At 44.4% G+C, this 14,752-nt stretch carries 17 protein-coding genes; 3 read left to right on the top strand and 14 right to left on the bottom strand.

The annotated features are described in order from the left end of the window. Positions 1-226 precede the first annotated feature (226 nt). Together QGT46_RS09585 and QGT46_RS09580 are read left to right on the top strand one after the other, a co-directional pair. A complete protein-coding gene (locus tag QGT46_RS09585) occupies positions 227-1,690 on the top strand; it encodes an N-acetylmuramoyl-L-alanine amidase (RefSeq protein WP_270430770.1) in 1,464 nt (487 codons plus the stop codon). A gap of 154 nt (positions 1,691-1,844) precedes the next feature. Beyond that, on the top strand, positions 1,845-3,326 hold the full coding sequence (locus QGT46_RS09580) for an N-acetylmuramoyl-L-alanine amidase (protein ID WP_024727205.1): 1,482 nt from the start codon (positions 1,845-1,847) through the stop codon (positions 3,324-3,326). Positions 3,327-3,429: 103 nt separating this feature from the next. Here QGT46_RS09580 and QGT46_RS09575 read toward each other — a convergent pair whose 3' ends face one another. Then, the gene (locus QGT46_RS09575; protein WP_270430771.1) at positions 3,430-3,729 is read right to left on the bottom strand and encodes a LysM peptidoglycan-binding domain-containing protein; all 300 of its coding nucleotides are present in this window, start codon (positions 3,727-3,729) and stop codon (positions 3,430-3,432) included. Positions 3,730-3,880: 151 nt separating this feature from the next. Here QGT46_RS09575 and lexA point away from each other — a divergent pair, with 151 nt between their 5' ends. Next, the gene (gene lexA, locus QGT46_RS09570) at positions 3,881-4,498 is read left to right on the top strand and encodes a transcriptional repressor LexA (RefSeq protein ID WP_024727203.1); all 618 of its coding nucleotides are present in this window, start codon (positions 3,881-3,883) and stop codon (positions 4,496-4,498) included. Positions 4,499-4,804: 306 nt separating this feature from the next. On the opposite strand, the gene rsfS is transcribed toward lexA, so the two are convergent. From rsfS to QGT46_RS09505, 13 genes are all read right to left on the bottom strand, one after another. Continuing rightward, the gene (gene rsfS / locus QGT46_RS09565) at positions 4,805-5,158 is read right to left on the bottom strand and encodes a ribosome silencing factor (protein WP_024727202.1); all 354 of its coding nucleotides are present in this window, start codon (positions 5,156-5,158) and stop codon (positions 4,805-4,807) included. Continuing rightward, a complete protein-coding gene (gene yqeK, locus QGT46_RS09560; RefSeq protein WP_024727201.1) occupies positions 5,155-5,727 on the bottom strand; it encodes a bis(5'-nucleosyl)-tetraphosphatase (symmetrical) YqeK in 573 nt (190 codons plus the stop codon). The genes rsfS and yqeK overlap by 4 nt, the downstream gene beginning before the upstream one ends. Then, complete coding sequence (gene nadD / locus QGT46_RS09555) at positions 5,714-6,319, bottom strand: nicotinate-nucleotide adenylyltransferase (RefSeq protein WP_024727200.1); 606 nt, start codon at positions 6,317-6,319, stop codon at positions 5,714-5,716. Before nadD ends, yqeK begins: the two co-directional genes overlap by 14 nt. A gap of 29 nt (positions 6,320-6,348) precedes the next feature. Beyond that, positions 6,349-6,639: a ribosome assembly RNA-binding protein YhbY gene (yhbY, locus tag QGT46_RS09550; RefSeq protein WP_270430775.1), complete on the bottom strand. Its 291-nt coding sequence runs from the start codon at positions 6,637-6,639 to the stop codon at positions 6,349-6,351. A 9-nt stretch (positions 6,640-6,648) separates the two neighbouring features. Continuing rightward, entirely contained in the window at positions 6,649-7,932 is a 1,284-nt protein-coding gene (gene obgE, locus QGT46_RS09545; RefSeq protein ID WP_024727198.1) for a GTPase ObgE, read from the bottom strand. A gap of 99 nt (positions 7,933-8,031) precedes the next feature. Next, entirely contained in the window at positions 8,032-8,313 is a 282-nt protein-coding gene (gene rpmA / locus QGT46_RS09540) for a 50S ribosomal protein L27 (RefSeq protein ID WP_006566702.1), read from the bottom strand. Positions 8,314-8,317: 4 nt separating this feature from the next. Then, positions 8,318-8,644: a ribosomal-processing cysteine protease Prp gene (locus QGT46_RS09535; protein ID WP_024727197.1), complete on the bottom strand. Its 327-nt coding sequence runs from the start codon at positions 8,642-8,644 to the stop codon at positions 8,318-8,320. Positions 8,645-8,659: 15 nt separating this feature from the next. Then, complete coding sequence (gene rplU / locus QGT46_RS09530; RefSeq protein WP_024727196.1) at positions 8,660-8,968, bottom strand: 50S ribosomal protein L21; 309 nt, start codon at positions 8,966-8,968, stop codon at positions 8,660-8,662. 120 nt (positions 8,969-9,088) lie between these two features. Then, positions 9,089-10,222, bottom strand: coding sequence for a ribonuclease E/G (locus tag QGT46_RS09525; protein WP_270430780.1), 1,134 nt, complete (start codon positions 10,220-10,222; stop codon positions 9,089-9,091). 3 nt (positions 10,223-10,225) lie between these two features. Beyond that, positions 10,226-11,422, bottom strand: coding sequence for an enoyl-ACP reductase FabV (gene fabV, locus QGT46_RS09520; RefSeq protein ID WP_024727194.1), 1,197 nt, complete (start codon positions 11,420-11,422; stop codon positions 10,226-10,228). Positions 11,423-11,485: 63 nt separating this feature from the next. Continuing rightward, a complete protein-coding gene (locus tag QGT46_RS09515) occupies positions 11,486-11,716 on the bottom strand; it encodes a hypothetical protein (RefSeq protein ID WP_024727193.1) in 231 nt (76 codons plus the stop codon). A gap of 385 nt (positions 11,717-12,101) precedes the next feature. Further along, entirely contained in the window at positions 12,102-12,563 is a 462-nt protein-coding gene (locus QGT46_RS09510; protein ID WP_024727192.1) for a C40 family peptidase, read from the bottom strand. A 120-nt stretch (positions 12,564-12,683) separates the two neighbouring features. Next, positions 12,684-14,726 carry a transglutaminase-like domain-containing protein gene (locus QGT46_RS09505; RefSeq protein ID WP_270430782.1) on the bottom strand — a complete coding sequence of 681 codons (2,043 nt, stop codon included), beginning with the start codon at positions 14,724-14,726 and terminating at the stop codon, positions 12,684-12,686. Positions 14,727-14,752: the final 26 nt, after the last annotated feature.

The following is a 14,752-nucleotide window of genomic DNA, read 5'->3' as shown; positions in this document are numbered from 1 at the left end:
CTTATATAATAGAATACCATATTTCAATATAGATTGAAAATAGTTTTTTCATTGAATATGTGATTCTCTGGACCTTTTTGTTGTTTTAACATGATTTATAACAAATTATTTGAATTAGCCCATAATTTTCTTTCATAATTTACCATTCCCTATTACACTATTGTTTCAGACAGAAAAATATATTATAATGGCAGAAAAAGAATAAAAAAGGAAAAGGGGAATACATATGAATCGAAAGACACTTCTTTGCGCTGGCCTCTCCGCCATGATGCTTGCCGCAAGCATTCATCCGGCTTCTGCTATCAGTGCAGGGAGCATTTTTAAAGTACAGTATACTCACAACAAAAAAACCTATACAAAGAAAGCTCTGAATGCCCGGTACAATAACACCGTTATTAAGACAAATATGCCCGGATTTTTGGACGGTTCCACGTCCATGTACTCTGCCTACTGGATTTTTGGCAAGTGCAAATCTTTAGGTACCTCTTATAAATATACAAGCAAGACAAAGAAAATTACTTTTAAAAGAGGCAATAAGACAGTCGTCATGACCCTAGACAGCAAAAAAGCCACTTTAAACGGTAAATCTTTTACACTTCCCGCTGCCCCAAGAAAAGTCCGCTATGTGGCAAAAAAGAAAAATTATATTATGGTGCCGGGACAGACTGTTGCCGGAAAGCTCGGCATTTCCTATACCTGGAACAATCGGCTCTTATCCGGCGTGATGAAAGCTTCTTCCTCATCTGGCCAAGGATCAGCTCCACCCACATCCACAGCTCCGTCTACCGGCGGGGTAGTTGCACCGAAAACAAAAGTCACCGCAAGCAGCAGCAATTATTCAATCCGCCTGAAAAAACCTGCCGGCTTGTCTTCATCTGCGGTCACCTCTGAGGATGATTATTGGAACAAACGGCTAGTATTAAATATCAACGGCAATTATAAAACCCATTTTTCCTCTTCTTCCAACCGGAATATAAAGGATAGTCTGACCTATTCCGTATCCTATACCGGAGGAAAGACCAAGATCTATCTGAAAACAAGCTCCATCAAAGGCTTTAGCATCACACAGGATTCCAGTTATATCTATGTGAAGTATGCGGCTCCGAAATCTATGTTTTCGAGAGTTATCGTTGTGGATGCAGGACATGGAGGAAGCGATACGGGCGCCACAGGAAACGGACTTCAGGAAAAAAATATGACCCTCTCCATTGTACAGAAAACGAAGTATTATTTTGATCGGAATGCCAATTATAAAGTTTATTACACGAGACTTTCTGACTGGTATCCAACTCTGTCAGAGCGGTATCAGATGGCAAACAACGTAGGGGCAGACCGGTTTGTCAGTGTCCATATCAATGATGTAGGAAAGATCAGTTATTCAGCCAAAGGTACTGAGACCCTCTACAATCCAAAAGGCGGAAAGGCTCCTTCTCCTTACAGCAGCCTGACCGGCAAAGCACTGGCAAAGGACGTTCACAAAAAACTGAGAAGCGCAACAGGATTTACAGACCGAGGATTAAAACAAAGAGTTCCTGGTGTCAACGGGGTTGCTGTTCTGACTTACTCCAAAACCGCAGCAACGCTCGGAGAGGTGGGGTTCATATCCAATCCTACGGAGGCGTCCTCCATGAAAAACAATTATACAAAGATCGGAAAAGCATTTTATGATGGAATCCTGGCCTCATTTTAGCTGCACAGAACGCCAGTGATCATGACCTCAGCTGAAATCCCATGATATTTCTTTTGGAGAATCCCCCAAAAAGTAAAGTATTATGGGATTTTTTATATATTCATTGCATTTTTATTACGATTATGTTACAATTTACGCGAAAGGACGGAAAAGTATGAATAATTTAAAAAAATCTATTGCTTATTTATCAATTATGATGCTAACAGCAACTACGATCCCTGCATCCACCGTACAAGCTGCCTCAGTACCAAAAGCAGGCAAATATTATACCTTAAAGATTGCAGGAAAAAAGCAGAAAAAGAAATGCCGGAATGTCAAAATCAACGGCACAATTGTAAAGACCTATGCTCCTGGATTTTCACGGGCTAATACTTCTATGTACTCAGCATACTGGCTGTTTGAAAAACAAAAGAGCCTGGGGGTGTCTTACAGCTACTCATCCAAAACAAAAAAAGTAACCCTGAAACGGGGAAGCAAATCTGTGGTCATGACTCTTGACAGCATGTATGCTTATGTAAACGGCAAGAAGACCAAGATGCCTACACCGGCAAGAAAGGTATATTCTTATGCACGTAAAAAGAATTATATCTATGTGCCTGGTGCATTCTGTATCACAAAACTCGGACACAGTTATAAGTGGAGCTCCTCACAGAAAAGCGGTCTCATAACAACGAAGAGTCTGTCTTCCTCATCTTCTGGAAGCAGTTCAGGTTCCTCTTGCTCAGGCACTTCAAGTATCACGCCCGGAACAAGGATCACTGCTTCTGCCTCAAATTACAGTGTGAGGATAAAGAAACCAAGCGGACTTTCATCTTCGGCTATCTCGACATCAGATGATTACAGCAACCGCAGACTGATCATCAAGGTAAAGGGCAACTATAAAACACACTTTAGCTCCAGTTCCAACCGCTACATAAAAACGGACAAGTACTTCCGTTCCTATACTGTCACATACAGCGGCGGCTATACGAATATCTATATCCGTCCGAGAAAAGATGTGATTAAGGCTTATGCAGTCTCACAGACATCTGATTATATCTATGTAAAGTATGATTCACCGAAGAAGATATACAGCCGCATTGTTGTATTGGATGCGGGACACGGAGGGTCTGATTCCGGAGCTACCGGAAACGGGCTCAGGGAAAAAGATCTGACACTCAAAATCGTCCAGTCTGCCAAATCATATTTTAACAAGAATTCCGGATATAAAGTCTACTACACACGGCTGTCCGACTGGTATCCGTCTTTGTCATACCGCTCAGATCTGGCAAACAATGTAGGGGCTGACCGTTTTATCAGTGTCCACATAAACTCAGCGACTCCTTCCGCCCACGGAACAGAGACTCTCTATAACTCCAAAGGTTATAAGTCATCCTCAGGTCTTACCAGTTATAACTGGTCAAACAAGATCCATGCATATGTGCGGCCTGCCACAGGCTTTACGAACCGGGGACTTAAAAACCGGACAGGACTGGCTGTCCTGAGAAACACAAAGACTGCTTCCAGTCTTACAGAAATCGGTTTCATCTCCAACGAGGCAGAAGCAAAAAAAATGAAAAGCAATACCGGTACCTATGGAAAAGCCGTATACAACGCTATCGTAAACTCTTTTTCCACGTATCCGAGCAAACGATAAGAAATTTATCTGTTACAGGAGGCCGGAACAACTCAATGCCAAGTTGTTCCGGCCTTTTATGTTAACTTCCGAAGCGATTCGTAACCTCATACTCGTCACAGGGTCATTTGTAATATGGGACAACCAGATACATACCTTCCTTGATCTCGCCGTCATAGATATGATTGGTCTCGCATACTTCTTCCATATATTCACCGACAGAGCTGTATTCCTCCGATATACGGCTTTTTGCTATATTCCAAAGACTGTCTCCCTTTTTAATCCGGATACTGGTAAAATACTTCTTTCTGCCGTCGGCAGCTCCCGCCACCTGCCGGCTCTCTGCCATAACGGCGCCAGCGATACCCAAAATCGTAACAATAAATAAGACTGTGATCAAAACTTTTATCTTCAGTGTTTTCATAACGCATCCTCCTATCGAACATTTGTTTATGATTCTATTATAAAGAACGCGCGTTCGTTTGTCAACGTCTTTTCGAAAATTTGTTCGGGAACACTTGTTTCAATCTGTAATATATGGTAAGATAATAGCAAGAAAATAAAGGAGGCACATTATGAGCAAACAAAAGCTGAGCCCAAAACAAGAACAAATCTTAGAATATATAAAATCTCAGATACTGGAAAAGGGTTATCCGCCCGCAGTCCGTGAGATTTGTGCCGCTGTCAGTCTGAAGTCCACCTCTTCTGTCCATTCCCACTTGGAGTCTTTAGAGCGCAAGGGCTATATCCGAAGAGATCCGACAAAACCAAGGGCCATTGAGATCATTGACGATGACTTCCAGCTCACGAGGCGCGAGGTTGTGAACATTCCTATAGTAGGAACCGTGACCGCAGGAGAACCGATCATCGCCACTGAGAACATCGAAGACTACTTTCCCATGCTTCCTGAGTTTATCGGCTCCAAAAGCACCTTTATGCTCCATGTGAAAGGCGACAGCATGATCAATATCGGCATCTATGACGGTGACATGGTGATCGTCGAGGAAACTCCTTCCGCTGAAAATAACGACATCGTGGTAGCTCTTATAGAAGATTCCGCCACAGTCAAACGATTCTTCAAAGAAGACGGGCATTACCGACTTCAGCCGGAAAACGATTTTATGGACCCGATCATCGTAGATGAAGTTTCTATTTTAGGAAAGGTCATCGGCCTTTACCGCAGCATGTCATAATCTGACATCCAGACTATACATAATCTTAACAAAAAAGAAGAAAAGCACCTTGGCTTTTCTTCTTTTTTCCTGTCCATCCTTCTCTACAGTTTCTTTTTCTTTCCGATCAGCAGAGCTTACTTTGGTTTGCTCCTGAGGCAGATTTAAAATAACTTGTAAACCCCATTGCATTCACAAGATCCAGGTTTATCAAAGTCTCACCTATGAAAAAAACTGCCGAACAGCCAAATATCTCAGCTCATGCGGCAGTTTGTCCTAAGTTATAACTGAAAACGGTCCGCCCGCTTCTTGCCTTCTGGCAGAGTGCTATTCTCCCTCTTCCAAAGAGACTTCCACTCCGTCCTTCCAGATTCTCTCGAGATCATAAAACAGACGGTTTTCCTGATCAAAAATATGGATCACGATATCACCGAAGTCTATCAAAACCCAAGTTCCGTTCTGATATCCTTCCATCTGTTTCATCTCATATCCCGCTTTCTGCAAAGCATCCTGTACATTGTCGACAATGGCCTGCACCTGATTCTTATTTTTTCCGTTGGCTATGATAAAATAATCGGCAATGACGGAGATCGAGCGGATGTCTAAGACCTTGATCTCCTCCGCCAGCTTTTCTTCTAACGCTTTATAAGCAATTTTTGTCATTTCTAAAGACTGATTCATGTGTGATCACCCTCCTTGTAGTATTCATGAGTCTCTGTCGTCCTTGGATCAATCGCCTGATCCCTGCTTTTCAGATACTGCATGGTATTTTCAATTATTTTGAGAAGACATTGGTTGATATCCGAAAATGCAAGCCGCCTGGCCTCGGAAAGACCCGGTATGTCCTTTCTGCCCGGCTCTATATAGTCGGCGATAAATATAATCTTATCTAAAAGGCTCATTCCTGGCTTTCCGGTTGTATGACATTCCACCGCAGATGCAATCTCTGCATCCTCATTGCCGTAGCAGTCCCTTGCTATATACGGTGCCAGTGCAGAGTGAAGAAGCTGCGGACTTTCTTTCATTTCTCTTGTCAATATGATCCCATATTGACTGCAGAGTTTCATCTGCCGTTCTATGGGATACCCTTTCGCACAGTCGTGGAGCAGCCCTGCCCTGAATGCCTTTTGAATGTCCGCTCCCAGAGCCATTGCCATCGCAGATGCGGTGTAGGCCACACCTAGCGTATGTGTATAACGGCTCTCTTTCAGGTTTCCCGACAGCTTTTTCTTTATCTCATTGAGTTCCATACAAATCATTTCTTTCTATATAAAGTCTGACCTCTTCCGGCACAAAATACCGGATGCTCTGTCCTCTGGATGCCCTTTTCCTGATCTCATTCGATGAGATCTCCAAATCTGGACTGTCCAAATGATAAATACGTCCCTGATACTTATCCTGAATGTATTCAATCTGCGCATCCAATGCACTCCTGGAATCATTCCTGGATGCAACCAAAATCGTTGCCATTGACAAGATCTGGCCTGGATCTTTCCACGATTCGATCTGATACAGAGAATCTGCACCCATGATAAAATAGTAGTCTGCATCAGGATGCAGTCTGGTGAGCTTTCTCAGTGTATCTACTGTATAAGTATATCCTTCCCTGTCCAGTTCAATGTCAGAAAATTCAAAACCGGGATGGTTCTCTATGGCCATCCTGACCATATTGACACGGTCCTCGATCTCTACATTTTTGGATATTTTTTTGTAGGCCGGATTTTTGGTCGGGACGATCAGCACCTTATCCAATCCAAAATCCTCAAGGGCAGTCTGCCCGAGAATCAGGTGTCCGTGATGGATTGGGTTGAATGTCCCGCCAAGAATTCCTATCTTCTTCATAATCCCTCCGAAAAGCCCTTCTCCTTATATTATTTCGGCAGCTGGATCTTCTTGTGATCCCTGGACTCTTTATATAACACGATCTTCTTCCCGATGACCTGTACTAATTCAGATCTGGTACGCTCGGCCAGTGTCTGCGCCACTTCCTTCGGGTCATCCATGCAGTTTTGAAGAACTGCGATCTTTATCAGTTCCCTGGCATCTATGGCTTCTCTGACTCCCTCGATCAATTCCGGGGATATGCTGTCTTTCCCAATCCTGAATATAGGATCAATCTTCATCGCCAGGCTTTTCAAATAAGCTCTCTGTTTACTCGTCATTGCTTCTCCTTACTTGTAATAATCAAATTCTAAATCATATAATTTTACGGTATCTCCTTCTTCGATTCCCAGGGCTTCCAGTTCTTCAAGAACACCGTTTCGTTTCAGGAATTTCTGGAAAAAATCGAATCCGCGCTCTGACTCCAGGTTTGTGTAGCCGAGCATTCGCTCTACCTTCGGACCTTCCACCGTGAAGACTCCTTCTTCCGGATTTGCTACGGTGATTCCTCCCTCTTCATCCTCAAAGCTTAAGTCGTATTCCTGCTCGAATTCCATTGCCCCTTCCGGAAGCTCGTCCAGAAGCTTTCTTACATGCCACAAAAGCTCCTTGACACCTTCTCCGGTGACAGCCGAGATCGGAAATACTTCGATACCGTTCTCTGCAAATTCTTCCTTCAGCAGATCCATCACGGTTTCCCGGTCTTCTTCGGTCATGGCATCGATCTTATTAGCCGCGATGACCTGCGGTCTCTTTAAGATCTCCGGATTGTATTTTTCCAGTTCGCCGTTGATGGCCCTGATATCCGCAATTGGATCTCTGCCTTCCACAGAAGCCGCATCCACCAGGTGGATTGTGACCTTCGTCCTGTCGATGTGGCGGAGAAACTCAAATCCCAGGCCAACTCCCTCAGACGCTCCCTCAATGATCCCCGGAATATCCGCGATGACAAACCCTTTTCCTCCGGCCAGATCAACGACACCCAGATTAGGATTCAGTGTGGTAAAATGATAGTTTGCGATCTTCGGCCTTGCATTGGTCACCCTGGATAAGAACGTAGATTTCCCCACATTTGGAAAACCTATCAGTCCCACATCGGCGATCACCTTCAGTTCCAGGATCACCTCAAGTTCCTGGCATTTGCCTCCCGGCTGCGCATATTTGGGTGCCTGCATCACAGCCGTAGCATAATGCTGATTGCCCTTCCCTCCGCGGCCTCCCTTTAAAAGCACTACCGGTTCTTTTTTATTTGACATATCAAGGATTACTTTCCCTGTTTCTTTCTCTTTTATGATCGTTCCGGGCGGGACCTTCAGCACAACATCCTGTCCGTCGGCACCATGACAGCGTCTCTTTCCGCCCTCTTCGCCGTCTCCTGCTTTATATTTTCGTTTATGACGGTAATCAGCCAGGGTATTCATCCCTTCATCCACAGCGAAGATCACGTCGCCGCCGCGTCCTCCGTCACCGCCGTCCGGACCGCCGTTAGGCACATAGAGCTCTCTTCGGAAACTCACATGGCCGTTGCCGCCTTTTCCTGATCTGATATATATATTTGCTCTGTCTGCAAACATCGGCTTTTCCTTTCTGATTTTCAAAAAAACGGCTCCAAATTGTGAAATTTGAAGCCGTTAAACATTCAACTGTCTGCCTGTACAAACACTAGCCGACAACTATGCAACTGGGTGTACAGAACACTGTTTCTTATCTCTGCCTTTTCTCTCGAAACGCACGATACCATCTGTCAATGCAAATAAAGTATCATCACCACCGCGTCCTACGTTGACTCCCGGATGGATCTTTGTTCCTCTCTGGCGGTAAAGAATATTTCCAGCTTTTACAAATTGTCCGTCAGCTCTTTTCGCACCTAATCTCTTAGATTCAGAATCTCTTCCGTTCTTTGTGGAACCCATTCCCTTTTTATGAGCGAAAAATTGAAGGTTCATTTTCATCATTGTCTTACACCTCCTCAAATACTACGTGAATATATGGACGATACTCCGATTCAATGTTGGTTATCCCAAGAACCAGAGAATCCAATAAAATCTGTCCTTCTTCAGAACATGTCCCTGAAACTCTGAACTCAATCACTGCATCGTCTTCCGATGTGTGACATGTGCCGGCATCCTCTGTCAGCTGTTCAAAAGAATTCAGGAAGTTAATGACCAGTGCAGATACCGCGGCACAGACAATATCCTGTCCTTCCTCCGCATATCCGGCATGGTCCTTTGCCTGAAAGCCTGCAGGCTTTCCCTGATGGTCCCGGTAGAATGTGATCTGTGTCATTCTCTCGGTCCTTTATTATCCAACAATGTTATCGATCTTCACTTGTGTGAATAATTGTCTGTGACCATTTTTCTTGTGGTATCCGGTTTTTCTCTTATACTTGTAAACAATGACTTTTTTGTCTTTGCCTTCGCTTACAACTGAAGCTTCAACCTTTGCACCATCTACGTTCGGTGTTCCTACCTTTACAGTATCTCCACCAACTAATAAAACATTATCAAAAGTAATCTTTGCTCCGACTTCTGCGTCAAGCTTCTCAACTTTGATCACATCACCTTCGCTTACTTTGTACTGTTTTCCTCCTGTTGCAATAATGGCGTACATCTATGGCACCTCCTATAATCAAACTCGCCAGCTTTGGTGATCCTTATGGATTCTTATACCTCGCTGTGCGGCATACTGTTACAGTATAGCAACTTATTTTTTCCATGTCAAGCAATAATCTTACAGGAAATCTTCTTTTTCTATGGGTCTTCTGACCTTCTTTCTCGTGATCTCCATCAGTCCAAGCTTCGTCATGTCTACGGCCACCGCTTTCTTGGAATCCCTGTTCAGCACAGACTGCATATAGGAAAGGAGCCTGTCCTCTTCTTCTTTTTCTTTCATATCGATAAAATCCACGAGGATAATCCCGGATAAATTTCTGAGCCTGATCTGTCTGGCCGTCTCTCTTGCCGCCTCCCGGTTTATCTTTATAATATGGCCTTCCTTCTGTCCCCGCCCGATCGATTTTCCTGTATTTACGTCGACCACTGTCATGGCCTCTGTGCGCTCGATGATCAGAAACCCTCCCGATCTGAGCCACACTCTCGTATGAAAAACTGCCTCCAGTGCATGAGAAAGCCGGTATCCCCTCTCAATAGACTGATCCTGTCTGTCCATCCGGCGGACCTGATATCCATTCTCCTCTGCCTCCCTGCAGATCACCTCATCATCGGAGATGATACGTTCCACACGGGAAGGAGAAAGTCCAAATACATAACGGGACGAGAAATTCTGATTTGTGGCCAGAAGCTTGCAAGGCTTCATATACTGCTGTTTCTCCTGGATCTGAACATATCTCTCAGCCAGACTTGCTGCTTCTCTCCCGATCTTTTCTTTATCCGCATTTGCAGCCTCTGTCCTCACAATAAATCCATACCCTCCGGTGACAAAAGCAGAGACGAACCTCTTTAAGTCTTCCTTTTTTTCTTTATCCCGGATTTTCCCTGATATACCCACGAACGACTTATCAGAGGACAGCACAAGATATTCTCCGGTCAGTTCAATGTTCTCTGTGGCTAACGGTTCCTTCTTGTCTGTGCCGTCTTTTTTTACCTGGATGAGGATTTCTTTTTCGTTTTTGAGTTTTCCCGGTTTTCTTCGTTCGTCCAGAGGATAAAAGCAGAGCCTGCCCTTGTCGATCTCAACGAAAGCTCCGTGGATGTTTCCTACGATATTCTTCACCCTGGCTTTGTAAATATTTCCGACCAGACTGCCTTCCTCTACCGGTTCGGATGAAAACTCCGCGAATTCTCCGTCCTCAAGCCATGCGCTGACGATATGCCTTCCGAGCCTTGTTATGATTACTTCATTCATATATTATTCTGCGTCCGGTATACTCGGAATATTCACGGAAGGGTCCAGATCTTTTTCGTAATCCACTCCGTCCATATCAAAGCCAAACATCTGGTAAAAGTCTTCCCAGTATCCCTCGATATCGGCATATTCCTTAACATTTTTCGTATTGATCTTCTCCCAGCGCCGTTCCACTTCTGCCTGTACTTCCGGCTTTAACTCCCAGTCATCCAGACGGATCAGTCCCTGACCGTCTGTCTCTGCCTGTCCGAACACAGCCTTTTCTCCAAACAGCCTGGTGATCTGTTCGATACATCCTTCGTGGAGGCCTCTTTCTTTCATGATACTGTAAAGCACTGCCATATACAGGGGAACGATCGGAATTGCAGAGCTTGCCTGAGTGACGAGACCCTTGTTGACCGAAATATATGCCCTGATGCCTCTTTCTTTAAATTCTTCATTGATCTCACCTGCGGTCTTGTGCAGATGTTTCTTTGCAGCACCGATGGTTCCCTCAAAATAGATGGGATAAGTGAGCTCCGGCCCGATATAAGAGTAGGCGAAAGTAACAGTGTCTTCTTCAATGGCATCTGCATCTGTGAGTGCCCGAATCCATGCCTTCCAGTCCTCTCCGCCCATTACCTTCACCGTCGCTTCCACTTCTTCCTCTGTGGCAGCCTCAATGGTTTTCTCTCCGATGGTGTTGTCTTTCAGATTCAGGTTCTTATTTGTAAAATCTTCTCCGGTCGTCTTTAGCACAGACTGGTACACGGTGCCGTCCTCGGCAGTTCTTCTCGGTGCGGCCAGACTGTAAATGACGGCGTCGACTTTCCCTAAATCCTTCTTGATCAGATCGATCACCTTCTCCTTGACTTCCCTGGAGAATGCATCTCCGTTGACTGTCTTGGCATATAGATCCTCATTGGCTGCCGCATGTTCAAATGCAGCCGTATTATACCAGCCCGCCGTGGCAGTCCTCTTTCCAGCCGCCTGTCTCTCAAACATGACACCTACCGTAGCTGCTTTGCATCCGAATGCCGCGTTGATCCTTGATGCCAGCCCGTATCCGGTGGACGCTCCGATGACCAGGACTTTCTTTGGCCCGTTCTTGACTTCGCTGTGCTTCTTTACATATGTAATCTGATTCTCAACATTTTTTCTGCAGCCCTCTGGATGTGCAGTAAGGCACAAAAAATCCCGGACTTTTGGACTTATTTTCATGTATATCTCCTTTTTTTCAAGTTCAATCATTACTGAAAATTATAATCGTTCCTTTTTCCACTGTCAAGTTTCCCCAAGGTTCGGGGCTTTCATCACCTTCCAAAGCGTATCCATCAGCACTTCTAAATCGACAGGTTTGGCCACATGAGCGTTCATCCCCTGCCTGTAAACTTGACCGTGTTGCTCAGAAGGTTGATGGGGATCTGATTGATGCAGAGCAGATCTCCGTAAAAATCTCTTTACTTTTTCCTTCACTTCCGGAAGGTCTTCCCTGTGTACCCCCTGAAATGCCATCTCCTGGCTGATCTCCCTGGCATGCTTCTCGGAACAGCCTGATGTTTCATAGAATGAGGAGTTGCGGAATACCGGATAAATCCGGCCTTCTTTATAAATATATACACACTCCGCCTGGAATCATCTCCAGAGCCTCTTGGGCCTCACGCCTTATCTTCCCCATCCACAGCACTGCCTTTGCTACTGCTTTTCACATTGGACAGGAATAAAAGTTCTTATCCCGGCACCAACTCTGTCCATATATATTAATCAATTTTACCATATAAGGTGAAAAAGTACAATGATCACAGACGGATCAAGTGCTGAGCGTTTTTTATTTTTCAGGAAAAAAACTGCTGTATCAGTGGTATGAACACTAATACAACAGTTTTATGTTTATGTATACCTATTTAAAAATTCTTCTTACTGCCACGATCTTTCTGTATTTCGCATTCTTGGAGATCTTGATCCCACCTCTGGGATACGGTGCAGAGTTGCTTGCATGGACAATTTTATTATTTCCCATATAAATTGCCACATGTCCGCTGTAACAGATGATATCACCCGGCTTCGCCTTCTTGATTCCGCCTTTTACTTTCTTTCCTGCTTTTCTCATTCCGTAGGAAGAGTGCGGAAGTCTTTTGCCGAATTTTCTGTAAACAGACATTACATATCCGGAGCAGTCAGCTCCTCTCGTCAAACTGGTTCCGCCATATTTATATTTATTACCGACAAAGCGTTTTGCATAATTCACAACTTTCTGCCCTTTATTGGAAGCAGCTTCTGTCTCTCTAGTCCCGCCGATTGCAGAACATCCCACAACTGTGAGCATTATGACTACTATTGCTTTTACTACCAAACGTTTCATGTGTTCTCCTAATCAATCAATACAAATACTACAATAATGTTTCATGTATTTCTTTCACTGTTGCTATTGTAGCTTATATGTAATGAAATTGTCAAGAGTTTTTTAACATTTGTGTAACAATTATATTTTATTCTTTAATATATCGACAAATCTCTTCACATATCTTAGTTCTTCGTCGGTGATCTCATGCTGGCTGAACCTACCTTTTTCCGTGATTTTACGCACTTTTTCGAGGGTCAGGACATATTTTTCGTCCAGCTTCTTACCATCTGTCAGGGAATTTATTAAATTTTGATAAATTATGACTTTTTCCTTGTTGGTACTTTTTCTCCAATTCCTGTACCGGATAATTTCCCCCGCAATCTTAATAATTGTAACAATTATGAAAAAAGATAAAAGCAGCGCAGCCAGGCTCTGAAGAACCATATTTTTCTTCAAAAGAGACTCTCTTCCTTCTTCTGTGTATGAAACCTCCTCCTCTGTCTGATCCTGTTCGGACAGCAGATTCCGGGTGTTGGTCACTTCCACCGGGACCCACCCCACATTCTCTACGTATATTTCGGGCCAAGCGTGAGCATAGAAATCCGTGACCTGGGCTGTACGATCTCTCTTAAACTTCTGTTCATCGATCCGATATCCCTCCACATATCTGGACGGGATCCCCGCAGAGCGGAACATCATGACCGCAGCGGAAGCATACTGCGTACAGTAGCCTTTTTTATTCTCATTCAGAAAATACCAGATGGGATCTTTTCCCTCCGGTGTAGTTCCGGACTCGCTTGTATATCGATAATTTTCTCTCAAAAGTGTCTGGATCATCTCGGTCTTTTTCCGCATGGAGACCACCTGTAGCAGTTCCGGAAATTTCTTTGTAAGCTTCTTCTTTAATTCTCCGGGGACCTTCAAATACTGTCTCCTGACATATGTATTGTAGGAATCCATTGCCTCAAAATACTCCCTTTCCAAAGTCACATCCCCGGTCTGGCCATCCAGAAGGGCATCTGTGATCCTTCCGTCTGCCTTCAGCATACTGTCCAAGGATACAGGATAATATGTGAGAGTTTCCTTTTCCCTTTTTCCGGTCCTTTTCATATTGTAATCTCCGTAGTACCTCCCCTTTTCCGGAGAGATACTGCTGAAATAAGGCCAAAGGTAATATTCATCCGTAAATTTCTGATAGCGGATCTCTGCTTTTTCCGGCTTTTTCTGAAGACCTGTATCTAAAAGTTCAAGACTGAGCTCAGGAATCTTGAGATCAAAAAACTGGTAAGGCAGATCCAGACTGTTCTCTCCCAGGATCACCTTTGCGTCTCTCTTTTCTTTTTTCCACATGCCTTTCTCATAAACACCGCTTGTGAATCCCTTCAGATACAGCGTCTCCGGTTTTGAAAGCTTCACTTGAAACAGCTTTGTTCCCCTCGGCGACACGGAACCAATCTTCCCAATATCTCCGCTTCCGATCCCTCCTGCCACCTGATAATCTTTGCCCTGTGACAGCGTCCTTACGAATTCCAGTGCCGTCTCCTTGACCGGATTGCTGTCTGCAGGCTCCCCGGCAGTTCCGGATACTGCGACAGCCCCCAGGAGAAGGCATACGGATATTAACGATGCGCTAAATGTCTTTTTGCGTGTCCAGAGTACATAGCCGGTCAAGCCGCATAAAAACAGCAGAAACGGTCCCGTGATGGAATACGGAGTCAGGATCAGCAGGCAGGCTTCGACTGCAGATACCACTGCCGCAAAGCTCTTCGTCTTCTTCGTCAGATGATGAAAGATCACACTGCCCACCAGGAATAAAAGCAGGATAAACAGGATGCTGTCCCGCCGCGTATACTCAGGCCGGATATCCACGTAATAATAAAACCCCATATCAAACACTTGATTTACTGCATCGGCCATCCGGTTGCTGATCAGCTGAAATCCATTGACAAGAGAGCTCCTTAAAAAAAATGAAGCCGCTGCCGCAAAGCCAACTGCGCCGAAGACAGCTTTCGGATACCTTTCTAACAGAACGCAGAGCACTGTCAGGATCGCCACGCCGGCACAGAGCAGATAGTATTGAAAGGCTCTCGTAAAAAACCCGACAAAAACACTGTCTGTCAAGCCAAGAAATATCATGCTCAGAAATATATATTTCATATATGGTTCAATTTTTTCCTTCATAATAAAAAGACCCCTTGCAATCTGCT

It is taken from the genome of Anaerostipes faecis, from assembly GCF_910574135.1.
Taxonomy (GTDB): domain Bacteria; phylum Bacillota; class Clostridia; order Lachnospirales; family Lachnospiraceae; genus Anaerostipes; species Anaerostipes hominis.
This window is presented reverse-complemented; position numbering and strand designations above follow the sequence as displayed.

Bases quoted from the DNA above. Each gene is read 5' to 3' on its own strand.
- yhbY (WP_270430775.1), bottom strand. From the start codon at position 6,639: ATGACGAGTAAACAGAGAGCTTATTTGAAAAGCCTGGCGATGAAGATT.
- QGT46_RS09585 (WP_270430770.1), top strand. From the start codon at position 227: ATGAATCGAAAGACACTTCTTTGCGCTGGCCTCTCCGCCATGATGCTT.
- rsfS (WP_024727202.1), bottom strand. From the start codon at position 5,158: ATGAATCAGTCTTTAGAAATGACAAAAATTGCTTATAAAGCGTTAGAA.
- fabV (WP_024727194.1), bottom strand. From the start codon at position 11,422: ATGAAAATAAGTCCAAAAGTCCGGGATTTTTTGTGCCTTACTGCACAT.
- QGT46_RS09535 (WP_024727197.1), bottom strand. From the start codon at position 8,644: ATGACACAGATCACATTCTACCGGGACCATCAGGGAAAGCCTGCAGGC.
- rpmA (WP_006566702.1), bottom strand. From the start codon at position 8,313: ATGATGAAAATGAACCTTCAATTTTTCGCTCATAAAAAGGGAATGGGT.
- QGT46_RS09510 (WP_024727192.1), bottom strand. From the start codon at position 12,563: ATGAAACGTTTGGTAGTAAAAGCAATAGTAGTCATAATGCTCACAGTT.
- QGT46_RS09515 (WP_024727193.1), bottom strand. From the start codon at position 11,716: ATGGCATTTCAGGGGGTACACAGGGAAGACCTTCCGGAAGTGAAGGAA.
- obgE (WP_024727198.1), bottom strand. From the start codon at position 7,932: ATGTTTGCAGACAGAGCAAATATATATATCAGATCAGGAAAAGGCGGC.
- yqeK (WP_024727201.1), bottom strand. From the start codon at position 5,727: ATGGAACTCAATGAGATAAAGAAAAAGCTGTCGGGAAACCTGAAAGAG.
- QGT46_RS09525 (WP_270430780.1), bottom strand. From the start codon at position 10,222: ATGAATGAAGTAATCATAACAAGGCTCGGAAGGCATATCGTCAGCGCA.
- nadD (WP_024727200.1), bottom strand. From the start codon at position 6,319: ATGAAGAAGATAGGAATTCTTGGCGGGACATTCAACCCAATCCATCAC.
- rplU (WP_024727196.1), bottom strand. From the start codon at position 8,968: ATGTACGCCATTATTGCAACAGGAGGAAAACAGTACAAAGTAAGCGAA.
- QGT46_RS09580 (WP_024727205.1), top strand. From the start codon at position 1,845: ATGAATAATTTAAAAAAATCTATTGCTTATTTATCAATTATGATGCTA.
- QGT46_RS09575 (WP_270430771.1), bottom strand. From the start codon at position 3,729: ATGAAAACACTGAAGATAAAAGTTTTGATCACAGTCTTATTTATTGTT.
- QGT46_RS09505 (WP_270430782.1), bottom strand. From the start codon at position 14,726: ATGAAGGAAAAAATTGAACCATATATGAAATATATATTTCTGAGCATG.
- lexA (WP_024727203.1), top strand. From the start codon at position 3,881: ATGAGCAAACAAAAGCTGAGCCCAAAACAAGAACAAATCTTAGAATAT.